Source organism: Pantoea brenneri (assembly GCF_038594305.1).
GTDB classification, from domain to species: Bacteria; Pseudomonadota; Gammaproteobacteria; order Enterobacterales; family Enterobacteriaceae; genus Pantoea; species Pantoea brenneri.
Window position 1 is genome coordinate 173,122 of sequence record NZ_JBCGBG010000003.1, and the last position, 12,498, is coordinate 185,619.

Below are 12,498 nucleotides of genomic sequence, written 5' to 3' on the forward strand. Positions count from 1 at the left end.
CGCCGTGCGCGAGTCCGACCTTTAGCTAGTTAATTGAGAGCCGTGTTAATGGACAAATTTCGTGTGCAAGGCCCCACCCGCTTAAGTGGTGAAGTAACCATTTCCGGGGCGAAGAACGCCGCGCTGCCTATCCTGTTTGCTGCCCTGCTGGCTGAAGAGCCGGTCGAGATCCAGAATGTGCCGAAGCTGCGCGATATCGATACCACCATGAAGCTGCTGAGCCAGCTGGGTGCGAAGGTGGAGCGCAACGGTTCTGTGCATGTCGATGCCAGCGCGGTGGACGTATTCTGTGCCCCTTACGATCTGGTGAAAACCATGCGCGCCTCGATCTGGGCGCTGGGCCCGCTGGTGGCGCGTTTTGGTCAGGGACAGGTTTCCCTGCCGGGTGGCTGCGCGATTGGCGCGCGTCCGGTCGACCTGCATATTACCGGTCTTGAGCAACTGGGTGCCGAGATCAAACTGGAAGAGGGCTACGTTAAAGCGTCAGTCAACGGCCGTCTGAAAGGCGCGCTGATCGTGATGGACAAAATCAGCGTCGGTGCGACCGTCACTATCATGAGCGCCGCGACGCTGGCGACCGGCACGACGGTGATTGAGAATGCCGCCCGTGAGCCAGAAATTGTCGATACCGCCAACTTCCTGAATACCCTTGGCGCAAAAATCAGCGGCGCAGGCACCGATAAAATCACCATCGAAGGCGTTGAACGTCTGGGTGGCGGAGTTTACCGCGTACTGCCGGACCGTATTGAAACCGGCACCTTCCTGGTAGCGGCCGCCATTTCAGGTGGCAAAGTGGTGTGTCATAAAACGCAGCCCGATACGCTGGATGCCGTACTGGCGAAACTGCGTGACGCGGGTGCGGATATCGAAACCGGTGAAGACTGGATCAGTCTGGATATGCACGGCAAGCGGCCAAAAGCGGTTAACGTCCGCACCGCACCGCATCCGGGTTTCCCAACCGATATGCAGGCGCAGTTCACGCTGCTTAACCTGGTCGCGGAAGGCACCGGCCTGATCACCGAAACCATCTTTGAAAACCGCTTCATGCACATCCCGGAATTAATTCGTATGGGTGCGCACGCGGAAATTGAGAGCAATACCGCGATTTGCCACGGCGTTGAAACGCTGTCTGGCGCGCAGGTAATGGCCACCGATTTACGTGCGTCTGCCAGCCTGGTATTGGCGGGTTGCATCGCGGAAGGCACCACGCTGGTCGATCGTATCTATCATATCGATCGTGGCTATGAACACATCGAAGATAAACTGAAAGCGATGGGTGCAAACATTGAGCGCGTGAGCGGCGACGAGTAATCCCGCTTTGCGGCAAGACCATGAGCCAGCTCCGGCATCCGGAGCTGGTTTTTTTTCGCCGGGTAAGAACTAAAGATCGCTGTGATCGGTAGGTTGATCGGGCAGCGATCGGATCCGTTTCTTACGATCCAGCAGGCAATGCGTATCGGCATCGTAGTAGCGGCTGGGCCAGATCTCCGCGGGATGGATAGCAATCGCCTCGGCAATCAGCCACTCACCCTTGGGCCACGGTCGCGACAGCGCATTGGCCAGGGTAGATGAACTCAGGCCTGCCGAGCGTGACAGAGCGGCCAGAGTCGTGCCGCGCTTGTGTAAGGCGGCGATAATGTCGGCGGGATGCCAGTCTTCAATCCTTTTCTGCATAAACCTGTTCTCCTTTTCCGTGTTATTGCGTCACCCACACGGGCGACGGCTTTCCTTTTTGCAATGTTATCTGGAAAGTTAGTGGGATTTATAGCAAATAGATTCCATATGTTTCCAGTAAAATTTGGATCTTAAGCCAGATCTGCGTGAACCCGCGCAAAAGAGGTGCAACCAGAGAAAGAAGCGTAAAAGAAGTGGGAGCAGATAAACAAAAACGGAGCCAGGGCTGGCTCCGTCAGGGATTAGAAGTCGCGTTGAACGGACATGTGCGCCAGCGACTCCAGCGCGCTGCGCCACGGCGTTTCCGGCAGGATTTTCAATGCTTCAATGGCCTTATCCGCTTCCTGTTCCGCACGCTTGCGCGTCCATTCCAGCGAGCCGCACTGATTCATCGCTTCCAGCACCGGCTCCAGCAGATGCCGGCCATTGCCTTGCTCAATCGCTTCTCTGATCATTTTCGCCTGATCCGGCGATCCGTGCTGCATCGCATGCAGTAACGGCAGCGTCGGTTTCCCTTCACTCAGATCGTCGCCGGTATTTTTACCCAGCGTTTCACCGTCGGCACTGTAATCCAGTAAATCGTCAATTAACTGGAAAGCGGTACCCAGATAGCGTCCATAATCCTGCAGCGCTTTTTCCTCTTCCGGTGTGGCTTCAGCCAGAATCGCGGACGCCTGCGATGCGGCTTCGAACAGGCGCGCAGTCTTGCTGTAAATCACGCGCATGTAGCTCTCTTCCGTGATGTCAGGATCGTTCACGTTCATCAGCTGCAGCACTTCGCCTTCAGCAATCACGTTCACCGCTTCCGACATCAGCGCCAGAATGCGCAATGAGCCCATGCTGGTCATCATCTGGAAGGCGCGGGTGTAAATAAAATCACCGACCAGCACGCTCGCCGCATTGCCGAACGCCGCATTGGCGGTGGCTTTGCCACGACGCATATCGGATTCATCCACCACATCGTCATGCAACAGCGTGGCGGTATGGATAAATTCGATCAGCGCCGCATTGGTAACGTGCAGATCGCCCTTGTAACCCATGGCGCGTGCGGATAGCACGGCGATCATGGGGCGGATACGCTTGCCCCCACCACTGATGATGTAATAGCCCAACTGGTTGATGAGCGAGACATCTGAATTCAGCTGGTCGAGGATGGTCTGGTTAACGGCAGCCATATCCTGTGCGGTTAATTCATTAATCTGTTCTAAGTTCATTCGTCTTTTCAGCTATGACTCGTTTCTCTGCCATGGTAAGTGCTTTTACCCAGCCAGCGTTCAGGTAATCTGTTACTGATTGTACTTGAATTTTCTGGTTGAGGAACGTTTGCGTTCGGCCTGTGTTTTTTTTCTGCAAGAGAGTGCAAAGTGCTCTTGTCTTCTCCTGGAGTTTTGCGTAGAATTCGCGCCCTATTGTGAATATTTAGCGCGCCGCCTGATGAACTAAAAGGCAAGCGCAGAAGCGGAGTTTTATATGTACGCGGTTTTCCAAAGTGGTGGTAAACAACACCGAGTAAGCGAAGGTCAGACCGTTCGCCTGGAAAAGCTGGACATCGCAACCGGTGAAACCATTGAGTTTGACCAGGTTCTGATGATTGCCAATGGCGAAGACGTGAAAATCGGCGCGCCACTGGTTTCAGGCGGTATGATCAAGGCGGAAGTTGTTGCTCATGGTCGTGGCGAGAAAATTAAGATCGTTAAGTTTCGTCGTCGTAAACACTACCGTAAGCAGCAAGGCCACCGTCAGTGGTTCACTGATGTGAAAATCACTGGCATCACTGCCTAAGAGGAGATCTGACAAATGGCACATAAAAAGGCTGGTGGTTCGACTCGAAATGGTCGTGACTCCAACGCAAAACGTCTGGGTGTAAAACGTTTTGGTGGTGAATCCGTTCTGGCGGGTAGCATCATCGTTCGTCAGCGTGGCACCAAATTCCACGCCGGTAACAACGTAGGTTGTGGTCGTGACCACACCCTGTTTGCTACCGCAGACGGCAAAGTAAAATTCGAAATCAAAGGTCCGAACAACCGTAAATACATCAGCATCGTTGCTGAGTAAGGTTGTCGTGACGCAGACGTTTAACGTCTGAACGCACGAATTAAAGGCCCCGCAACTGCTGCGGGGCTTTTTACATTCTGCGCTCGGTTGCCGTAAAGGCAACGCATCACAAAAGATTGCTGTACACTTTATGTACGCACTGGCGAAAGCCAATCCTGATTTATCCGCCGCTGGTCAGCGCAGAAGACCCTGGCGGACCCGTTTGCAGAGTGCTGCAGACGATTGTGTGACGGAGATAGAAAATGAAGTTTGTTGATGAAGCGACAATTTTGGTCGTCGCCGGCGATGGCGGTAATGGTTGCGTCAGCTTCCGCCGCGAAAAATATATCCCGAAAGGCGGCCCGGACGGGGGTGATGGTGGTGACGGCGGTGACGTTTACCTGATCGCTGACGAAAACCTTAACACCCTGATCGATTATCGTTTCGAAAAGTCTTTCCGCGCCGAGCGTGGACAGAACGGCCAGAGCCGTGACTGTACCGGCAAACGTGGCAAAGATATCGTGGTGAAAGTGCCGGTCGGCACCCGGGTCATCGACCAGGGTACCGGTGAGACCTTAGGCGACATGACGCGCCACGGCCAGAAACTGATGGTCGGCAAAGGCGGCTGGCATGGCCTGGGCAATACCCGCTTCAAATCGTCGGTTAACCGCAGTCCGCGTCAGAAAACCATGGGTACGCCCGGTGAAAAACGCGACCTGCAGCTGGAGCTGATGCTGCTGGCCGACGTCGGGATGCTGGGCTTACCGAATGCCGGTAAATCGACCTTTATCCGTGCCGTCTCGGCAGCCAAACCGAAAGTGGCGGACTATCCGTTTACCACTCTGGTCCCGAGCCTTGGCGTGGTCCGTATGGACAGCGAACAGAGCTTTGTGGTGGCCGATATTCCTGGCCTGATCGAAGGCGCAGCCGAAGGCGCGGGTCTGGGTATTCGCTTCCTGAAGCACCTTGAGCGTTGCCGCGTGTTGTTGCACCTGATCGACATCGATCCTATCGATGAAAGCGATCCGATTGAAAACGCGCGCATCATTCTCGGCGAGCTGGAAAAATACAGCGATAAGCTGTTCAACAAGCCGCGCTGGCTGGTGTTCAATAAAATTGACCTGCTGAGCGAAGAAGAAGCGCAGTCACGCGCCAAAGCGATCGCTGACGCGCTGGGCTGGGAAGGGAAGTATTACCTGATCTCGGCAGCCAGCCGTACCGGTGTCAACGAACTCTGCTGGGACGTGATGAGCTTCATCAACGCCAACCCGAAAGAAGCCGAGCTCGAAGAGAAACAGCCGGAGAAAGTGGAGTTCATGTGGGATGATTACCACAAAGAAGCCATTGAAAATGCGGTTGAAGTGGAAGATGAAGAGTGGGATGAAGACTGGGATGATGAAGACGACGAAGGCGTCGAAATTATCTATCAGCGCTAACGCTCTGCGCGCATCACCGAATCACGGCTGATGCGCGATGCTCCCTTTTCGCCCTGAAAGGGGAGCATCACACCGGCGTTAGCTCATTACCGCCACGCCCAGCCGGGCACTGCAACACAGTTGATCGCGACCGTTACGAATCTCAATCTGCCAGCTCTGGCTGCGCTTGCCCAGATGCAGCGGACGACAAATGCCGCGTACCAACCCGCTTGATACCGCACGATGATGGCTGGCATTCACTTCCACGCCCACCACGCTGCTGCCTTCCTCAACGGCCAGATAGCCCGCAATCGATCCCATCGACTCCGCCAGTACCACAGATGCGCCACCGTGCAGCAGGCCAAAAGGCTGATGCGTTCGGGCATCGACCGGCATGGTCGCTTCCAGATAATCCTCGCCGATTACGGTAAAAATGATCCCCAGATGTGCCACCAGCGAGTTCTCCCCCAGCGCATTCAGGGCATCAAGATCGATAGATCGTTTCCAGATCGTTGACATGATCAGGCTCCCAGGGTTGCGCCGCCATCCACCACGATATCCTGTAAGGTGACGTGGCTGGCAAGATCGGAGGCGAGGAACAGCACGTTAGCGGCAATTTCCTGCGGCTGTGCGATCTTTCCTAGCGGGATACCGAGTTTGAACTGATCCGGGAAGCCCGCGATCATCTCCTGCTCACCGGTCGGCGTATGCCACAGGCTGCGCTGCATATCGGTATCGGTTGAACCGGGCGAGACGATATTGCAGCGAACGCCATACGGTGCCATCTCCAGACCCACCGTCAAACAGAGGCTGCGCAGGGCGGCTTTTGAGGCGCCATAGGCGGACATGCCAATACGCGGCGCGTGCGCTGAGTTGGAGGCGATAGTGACAATTGCGCCCGCCCGCTGCTGCCGGAACACCGGCAGGGTTTGCTGAAACAGGTTGAACGCGCCACCGGCATTGACGTTAAGGCAGGCCTGCCAGTCGGTAAACGACAGCTCATCGGTCGCGCCAATCCGCAGAATACCGGCCGCGTTCACCAGCACATCAATACGCGGCTGCGTCGCCAGCAGTCGCTGGCAGAGCGTCTTCACCTGGTCAGGATCGGACACGTCCAGCGTATGGCAGGGAAACGGATAGTCGTGGCCGTGAAAACGCTGATCGAAAGCTTCAACCTGCGCACCTGCCTGATGAAACGCCAGCGCGGTATGATAGCCAATTCCCTGGCCGGCACCGGTTATCCAGACAATTTTTCCGCTGAAGTCGAACGAATGGCTCATTGCGCAGGCTCCCGTGACAGCAATGCCCACCAGCCATCAATGCTCGGATTTTTGGCCAGGCTGACAAAGTCGATGTCGCCGTGCACCTGACGCCAGCGCGCCGCCAGCGCCATCACCCGCACCGAATCCAGACCGTAATCGATCAGGTTTTCATCATCTTCCGGCACGTCGTCATCTTCCAGCAGCGGCAGAATCAGCGCACGCAGATCGTCTTTGCTCAGCGGCAGCGGCATCAGGTCGGCGGTCATCACTACTTTGCCACTGCGGCCAGCGGTGTAGGTCAGCGCCATCATATGCTCGTCGCGGCTGAAATCCGCCAGTGCATCCGCCACCATAAACGGCTGGATGTTGCGCATAAACGCGTCGGTGGCGGTGGTCAGGCAACCGATATGGGCATAGACGCCGGTGATGATCAGCTGATCGCGGCCCATCTCCTGCAGGATCGACTCAAGCGGCGAGCGATGGAAGGCGCTGTAGCGCCATTTGGTCAGCACATGATCGTCGGCATCCGGTGCCAGCGCGTCCACGATCTTCTGCTGATCGGGATGCTTATTCAGGCCCGGGCCCCACATGTCGTTGAGCAACGCACGATCTTCATCGCTCTGCGCATTCGGCTGCGCGGTATAGAACACCGGAATCCCCTGCGCTTTGCAGTAGCGGCGCAGGCGGGCAATGTTGTCGACTACCTGCTCCACCAGCGGGCTATTCTCGCCCCAGAAGTTGAGGAAATAACGCTGCATATCGTGGATCAGCAGTGCCGCACGGCCCGACTCCAGCGCCCATTTTACCTTGTTGGTCGGCAACTCAGTGGCGGCTGGCAGCGGATAAGAGGTCAGTTTTGGAATAGCCATAGAAAAATCTCCGGACAGATCAGGCTTGCGCTTGTTGATCGGCAAGTTGTTGGCGCAAACGTTTTTTATCCACCTTGCCGACAGGGGTCAGCGGCAGGGCATCTACGCAGGTAATACGGTCGGGGAGTTTGAATTCCGCTACCCCGAGTTCACGCAGGTGACGACGTAGCGCCACCGGTTTCACCGGCTGACGGGCCACGATAAAGGCGCAGCTCTTCTCACCCATCAGCTCATCGTTCATCGACACCAGTGCTGCGTGGATCACATCAGGATGGCGTTGCAGCAGGTTCTCGATCTCTTCCGCCGCGATCTTTTCGCCCCCGCGGTTGATCTGATCTTTCTCACGCCCCTGAACAATGATGTTGCCCTGCGGGGTGATCTCAATCAGATCGCCAGAGCAGTAAAAGCCCTGTGAATCGAAGCTGGCGGCATTATGTTCCGGGCTGTTGTAGTAGCCGCGGAAGGTATAAGGTCCGCGCGTCATCAGACGGCCAATGGCGCCGGTCGGCAGCGGATTGCCCTGTTCATCGGCCACCCACACTTCATCATCCGGCGAGATCGGGCGGCCCTGCGTGGTCAGAATGGTGGTTTCATCATCATCGAGCCGGGTGTAGTTCACCAGACCTTCAGCCATGCCGAACACCTGCTGCAGTTTGCAGCCTATCTCTGACTGAATGCGCGCCGCCAGGGTTTCGCCCAGCTTCGCGCCACCGACCTGAATGCGTTGCAGCGAAGCCAGTGCGGCATTGCTGCCCCATTCCTGAATCGCCTGCAGCCACAGACTGACGGCTGGCGGGACCAGACCGGTATCGGTTACCTGATGCTTTTCAATCAGCGGGAAGCAGAGCGTAGCGCTGGGATCGGCCGCCAGAATAACCTGTCCGCCCGCGTAGAAGACCCCCAGTGCGCCCGGTGAGCTCATCGGAAAATTATGCGCAGCGGGCAGGGCGATCAGATAACGGGTGTCGGCAGTCACTCCACAGATAACGTCACTTTCGCGGATGCTGTAATAGTAGTCGTTATGGGTGCGCGGGATCAGTTTCGGCGTGCCGGTGCTGCCGCCTGAAAGCTGGAAAAAGGCCACTTCATCACCGGCGGTCGGCGTAGCAACGAAATCGCCCGCCGTTTCCGCCAGCAGCGCCTCAAGGCTGTTTTCAGCCTGACCGTCACCGCGCAGGATCACCTGCTGCAGCGAGTCATGATCGCGGCACAGCTGGCTGATAAAACTGTCATCGGCAAACAGCGTATGGCTGCGATCGGCAATCAGCAGGCGGGGCGCAATCTGGCTGGCGTAAGCCGTCAGCTCAGTACGCTGATGGCTGAACAGCGCATTAACCGGCGCGACGCCAATTTTAAACAGCGCAAACAGCGTCAGGTAAAATTCGGCCACGTTGCCGAGCTGCACCAGCGCGGTATCACCCGGTTTGAGGCCACGACGCTGCAACGCCGCCGCCAGGTTGTCACTTAAGCGGGCCAGCTGACGATAGCTGAACTGCCGATCGCCATCAATCACCGCCACGCTGTCGCTCTGTTGGTGGCGTTCGAGGATATCGGTCATCGGCAAATCCAGCCAGTAGCCTTTTTCGCGGTAACGCGCGGCCAGATCGTCAGGCCAGCGGCTGTAGGAAATGGTCATACAGGTTCCTTTATTGCAGTCCAAAAGCGCGAAGCATGGTGTCAAGTTTGACGCCAGTTTCACGCCATTCTGATTCTGGTTGTGAGTCAGCAACGATACCCGCGCCAGCAAACAGCCGCACGCGTGGCCCATTGACCGTGCCGCAGCGAATCGTCACAACCCATTCGCCATTGCCCTGGTCATCGCACCAGCCGACGATGCCGCCAAACAGCTGACGCTCAAACGGTTCGAGTTGCTGTATCAGCTGCTGGGCGCGCTGATGCGGGAAGCCGCTCAGTGCCGGCGTCGGATGCAGCAGGCAGGCCAGCGACAGTGCATTTTCGCGTGGGTCGAGCACTTCACCCTCAATCAGAGTGGCGAGATGCCATAAGGTTGCGGTGGTGATCAGCGACGGCACCTCCGGCACCGACAGCGTCCGGCTGCGCGGTTGCAGCGTGTGGCGCATCGCATCGGTCACCAGCTTATGTTCATGGCGATCTTTATCCGAGCGCATCAGGCTCTGGCCTGCGGCCTGGTCACGGATCGGATCGGCATCACGGCGGGCCGATCCGGCCAGCGGACAGGAGCTGAAATCCCGACCCTGTTTGCGGATCATTAATTCCGGGCTGGCCCCGACCAGCGAACCCCCTTCCGGCAGCGGCAGATGAAAGTGATAGCTGTTAGGGTTCTGCGCCACGATGCGCTGCATCAGCGCCGCGGTATCCACCGGCTGTTCAGCGGTGATATCCATCAGTCGCGACAGCACCACTTTATCCAGATCGCCACGCTGCGTTGCGGCTACCGCCTGCGCCACCATATCGGTGAAAATGTCATGATCCGGCACCGCCGTACGGCGACGCACCTGCGGCAAGGCAGAGTCGGGCGGTGAGGTGACCGCATGCAGATCGGCGCGGTTAAAGGTCTGATACGATTCGGGGATAAACAGCGCCGATGGCTGATTGACGTCAAACGGGATCGCGCCGACCAGAATAGGGTGGGTAATGCCCTGTTTTCTGGCTGAGGCGAAATGGTGCTGCAATTGTTGCTGAAAATCCCCTGTCAGCACATCACCCGCAGTTACCGGGGTGGTCAGCGTGGTGAAGCAGCCCTGCGTGGTCAGGCTTTTCCAGGGAGAAGTAAACAGGAAGCCGCGGCACAACGCGGAGAAATCCTGCAACAAGGGATGTTCAAACGTCAACGATTCCACCATAATTTTCACCTATAAATGATAAGATAATTAATAATGATTATCATTTGTATTGTGGCCCAGTAACCTACGTTGATTAGCCGGAAGTGTCAATAAATACGCGGTGTTTCGGCTGCGTTTTCCTGCTAAATCAGCACAAACAGCAGGGCAAATAGCCAGTATAAAAGTGGACTGAAATTTATGACTAAACGTGGTGTAAAGGCGGCGATAGCGCTGTTTTTCTTCTGTATCAGTTTCGCGGCGACGGCACAGAACGGCTGGCCGCGCACGGTGGCGGGCGCAAAAGGCAGTGTGACGTTATCCCAGGCGCCGACCCGCATTGTCTCGACCAGCGTCACCCTGACCGGTTCGCTTCTGGCGATAGATGCGCCGGTGATCGCCAGCGGCGCAACGGCACCCAACAGCCGGCTGGCCGATGGGCAGGGTTTCTTCCGTCAGTGGGGTGAGGTGGCAAAACAGCGCGGCGTAAAACGCCTTTATATTGGCGAGCCGAGTGCCGAAGCGATTGCGGCGGAAGCGCCGGACCTGATTGTGGTCAGTGCCACCGGCAATGACTCAGCGATCAAACTGGTCGATCAGCTGTCCGCCATCGCGCCGGTGCTGGTGATCAACTACGACGATAAAAGCTGGCAGCAGCTGGTAACGCTGCTGGGTGAAGCAACCGGCCATGAAGCACAAGCCGCTGCCCGGGTAAGCGCATTCGATGCACGTGAAAAAGCGCTCCGCTCAGCGCTGACGCTGCCGCCGCAGCCGGTCTCCGCCATGGTCTGGAACGGCGACGGTCGCGCAGTTAATCTGTGGACTGAGGCATCCGGGCAGGGCAAATTGCTGCAGCAGCTGGGGTTCACCCTGGCTACGCCACCTGCCGACATGCAGCATGGTCACAGCATGGGGCAGCGTAAAGACATTATTCAGCTGTCAGGGGAAAATCTGGCCGCCGGGCTGAATGGCCACTCGTATCTGCTGTTTGCCGCCGAGCCGCAAACAGCAGAGCAGGTGATGAAGAATCCTTTCCTGGCCCAGACGCCCGCGGTGCGTAGCAAAGCGGTCTATGCGCTGGGGCTGGATACCTTCCGTCTGGATTACTACAGCGCCACCAATCTGCTGAACCGGCTGGAGGCGCTGTTCGCTAAATCATGATGCTGTTTCCGCCTGCCCATGTGCAGGCGGTTGATAACGGCGCAAACGCGCCATCAGCAGCCACATCACAACGCCCAGCACGGTGGCGGCCAGACCCAGCAGGCCTGCCGCCTGCTGCGGCAGCAACAGTGACCCCATCGCCCCGATCATCGCCGCGCCAAGCGCATCACCGGTAACATTCTGCGCCGTCCACAGGCTGTTGATCCGCCCAAGCAGCGCATCCGGCGTTAGCGTCTGGATCAGGGCATATTGCACCAGGCTGTTGATAGCACTGAAATAACCAAACGCGGCGAGGCAGACCAGACTCAGGCTGAACCACGGCATCAGGCTGAACAGGCCCAGCGCCACAAAGGCGGCAATGGCGCTGGCCAGGATCAATCGACCCGGCTGCGACGACTGTGCCAGCCGGCCGCTGGTTAAGGCACCGACCGCCGCCCCGAGTGGCACGGCGGCATACATCAGCCCCAGTTGCTCCAGCCCGACCTGCCAGTGCGGAGCCAGCGCCGGGTAGAGTACCCGCACCGCACTGGCTAAGGTCACCAGCGCGCCAACCAGCGCGGCCATGCCGACGATCGGGCTGGCGAACAGAAACCCGATCCCGGCGGATAACGCGGTCAGCGGATGTTCACGCGGTTGTGGTGGCGGGGCAAGCGTTGGCAGTCGCAGCAGGGTGAGCACCGTCAGTAAGGTGCCGATCGCCGCCAGACCGTAGTTCCAGACCACGCCAGCATGGGCGATCACCAGTCCGGCAATCGCCGGCGACAGGATCGCACCAAAGCGGACCGTCAGCATGGTGATAGCGCCCGCTTTCATGATATTTTCGCGCCCCACCAGCGCCGGGGTGGCGGCCAGTAGCGCGGTGACGCCAATCGCGCCAAAAAAGCCATCCCACAGGCCCAGCACAAACACCGCGATCACCGAGGGCGCGGGCAGCAGGGCATTGATGCACAACGCGACAAAACCGAGGCCGCAGGTGGAGCGGGCAAACAAAATCAGGCGTCGGCGTTCGTAGCGATCGGCCAGTACGCCGCCGGTCAGCAGGCCGATAAACATGCCGGCACCGGCCAGCGTGACCGCCAGTCCGACCAGCAGCGGGGATTGTGTCAGCTGTTGAATCTGTACCGGTACCGCGACCGCCAGCATGCCAAGCGCGACGATTGAGATAAATCGGGCGATAAACACGGCGCGGAAGGCGGGATGGGTTTTCAGCAGGCTGAGATCGATAAAGTGGGAGGGTTTGTTCATAACGTCGCCTTTTTGCACCCATTTTCCTCATCATTGA

At 57.7% G+C, this 12,498-nt stretch carries 13 protein-coding genes; 5 read left to right on the forward strand and 8 right to left on the reverse strand.

The window, feature by feature from the left end; genetic code table 11:
• The first annotated feature begins 48 nt into the window (after window positions 1–48).
• Window positions 49–1,311 carry a UDP-N-acetylglucosamine 1-carboxyvinyltransferase gene (gene murA / locus AABB92_RS14415; protein ID WP_031375438.1) on the forward strand — a complete coding sequence of 421 codons (1,263 nt, stop codon included), beginning with the start codon at window positions 49–51 and terminating at the stop codon, window positions 1,309–1,311.
• Between the two features lie 69 nt (window positions 1,312–1,380).
• Here murA and AABB92_RS14420 read toward each other — a convergent pair whose 3' ends face one another.
• Window positions 1,381–1,674, reverse strand: coding sequence for a helix-turn-helix domain-containing protein (locus AABB92_RS14420; protein ID WP_031375437.1), 294 nt, complete (start codon window positions 1,672–1,674; stop codon window positions 1,381–1,383).
• Between the two features lie 242 nt (window positions 1,675–1,916).
• Entirely contained in the window at window positions 1,917–2,888 is a 972-nt protein-coding gene (gene ispB / locus AABB92_RS14425) for an octaprenyl diphosphate synthase (RefSeq protein WP_031375436.1), read from the reverse strand.
• 256 nt (window positions 2,889–3,144) lie between these two features.
• On the opposite strand from ispB, the gene rplU reads away from it, so the two are divergent.
• The 3 genes from rplU (at window position 3,145) to cgtA (ending at window position 5,144) form a co-directional block, all read left to right on the forward strand.
• Window positions 3,145–3,456, forward strand: coding sequence for a 50S ribosomal protein L21 (gene rplU / locus AABB92_RS14430; protein ID WP_031375435.1), 312 nt, complete (start codon window positions 3,145–3,147; stop codon window positions 3,454–3,456).
• Window positions 3,457–3,471: 15 nt separating this feature from the next.
• Entirely contained in the window at window positions 3,472–3,729 is a 258-nt protein-coding gene (gene rpmA / locus AABB92_RS14435; protein WP_031375434.1) for a 50S ribosomal protein L27, read from the forward strand.
• A 242-nt stretch (window positions 3,730–3,971) separates the two neighbouring features.
• Complete coding sequence (gene cgtA, locus AABB92_RS14440) at window positions 3,972–5,144, forward strand: Obg family GTPase CgtA (protein WP_031375433.1); 1,173 nt, start codon at window positions 3,972–3,974, stop codon at window positions 5,142–5,144.
• Between the two features lie 78 nt (window positions 5,145–5,222).
• Here cgtA and AABB92_RS14445 read toward each other — a convergent pair whose 3' ends face one another.
• From AABB92_RS14445 to AABB92_RS14465, 5 genes are read right to left on the reverse strand one after another with little or no spacing between them, the layout of a single operon-like run.
• Window positions 5,223–5,642: a hotdog fold thioesterase gene (locus AABB92_RS14445; protein WP_046289155.1), complete on the reverse strand. Its 420-nt coding sequence runs from the start codon at window positions 5,640–5,642 to the stop codon at window positions 5,223–5,225.
• 2 nt (window positions 5,643–5,644) lie between these two features.
• Window positions 5,645–6,403 carry a 2,3-dihydro-2,3-dihydroxybenzoate dehydrogenase gene (dhbA, locus tag AABB92_RS14450; protein ID WP_031375432.1) on the reverse strand — a complete coding sequence of 253 codons (759 nt, stop codon included), beginning with the start codon at window positions 6,401–6,403 and terminating at the stop codon, window positions 5,645–5,647.
• On the reverse strand, window positions 6,400–7,254 hold the full coding sequence (locus AABB92_RS14455) for an isochorismatase family protein (RefSeq protein WP_031375431.1): 855 nt from the start codon (window positions 7,252–7,254) through the stop codon (window positions 6,400–6,402). The genes dhbA and AABB92_RS14455 overlap by 4 nt, the downstream gene beginning before the upstream one ends.
• Window positions 7,255–7,273: 19 nt before the next feature.
• Entirely contained in the window at window positions 7,274–8,890 is a 1,617-nt protein-coding gene (locus AABB92_RS14460; RefSeq protein ID WP_031375430.1) for a (2,3-dihydroxybenzoyl)adenylate synthase, read from the reverse strand.
• Window positions 8,891–8,900: 10 nt separating this feature from the next.
• A complete protein-coding gene (locus AABB92_RS14465) occupies window positions 8,901–10,079 on the reverse strand; it encodes an isochorismate synthase (RefSeq protein ID WP_031375429.1) in 1,179 nt (392 codons plus the stop codon).
• 177 nt (window positions 10,080–10,256) lie between these two features.
• Here AABB92_RS14465 and fepB point away from each other — a divergent pair, with 177 nt between their 5' ends.
• Entirely contained in the window at window positions 10,257–11,216 is a 960-nt protein-coding gene (gene fepB, locus AABB92_RS14470) for a Fe2+-enterobactin ABC transporter substrate-binding protein (protein WP_031375428.1), read from the forward strand.
• Here fepB and entS read toward each other — a convergent pair.
• Window positions 11,211–12,461: an enterobactin transporter EntS gene (gene entS, locus AABB92_RS14475; protein ID WP_031375427.1), complete on the reverse strand. Its 1,251-nt coding sequence runs from the start codon at window positions 12,459–12,461 to the stop codon at window positions 11,211–11,213. The genes fepB and entS overlap by 6 nt on opposite strands.
• Window positions 12,462–12,498 lie beyond the last annotated feature (37 nt).

Bases quoted from the DNA above. Each gene is read 5' to 3' on its own strand.
- dhbA (WP_031375432.1), bottom strand. From the start codon at position 6,403: ATGAGCCATTCGTTCGACTTCAGCGGAAAAATTGTCTGGATAACCGGT.
- AABB92_RS14465 (WP_031375429.1), bottom strand. From the start codon at position 10,079: ATGGTGGAATCGTTGACGTTTGAACATCCCTTGTTGCAGGATTTCTCC.
- cgtA (WP_031375433.1), top strand. From the start codon at position 3,972: ATGAAGTTTGTTGATGAAGCGACAATTTTGGTCGTCGCCGGCGATGGC.
- murA (WP_031375438.1), top strand. From the start codon at position 49: ATGGACAAATTTCGTGTGCAAGGCCCCACCCGCTTAAGTGGTGAAGTA.
- AABB92_RS14455 (WP_031375431.1), bottom strand. From the start codon at position 7,254: ATGGCTATTCCAAAACTGACCTCTTATCCGCTGCCAGCCGCCACTGAG.
- rpmA (WP_031375434.1), top strand. From the start codon at position 3,472: ATGGCACATAAAAAGGCTGGTGGTTCGACTCGAAATGGTCGTGACTCC.
- AABB92_RS14420 (WP_031375437.1), bottom strand. From the start codon at position 1,674: ATGCAGAAAAGGATTGAAGACTGGCATCCCGCCGACATTATCGCCGCC.
- ispB (WP_031375436.1), bottom strand. From the start codon at position 2,888: ATGAACTTAGAACAGATTAATGAATTAACCGCACAGGATATGGCTGCC.
- AABB92_RS14445 (WP_046289155.1), bottom strand. From the start codon at position 5,642: ATGTCAACGATCTGGAAACGATCTATCGATCTTGATGCCCTGAATGCG.
- entS (WP_031375427.1), bottom strand. From the start codon at position 12,461: ATGAACAAACCCTCCCACTTTATCGATCTCAGCCTGCTGAAAACCCAT.
- fepB (WP_031375428.1), top strand. From the start codon at position 10,257: ATGACTAAACGTGGTGTAAAGGCGGCGATAGCGCTGTTTTTCTTCTGT.
- AABB92_RS14460 (WP_031375430.1), bottom strand. From the start codon at position 8,890: ATGACCATTTCCTACAGCCGCTGGCCTGACGATCTGGCCGCGCGTTAC.
- rplU (WP_031375435.1), top strand. From the start codon at position 3,145: ATGTACGCGGTTTTCCAAAGTGGTGGTAAACAACACCGAGTAAGCGAA.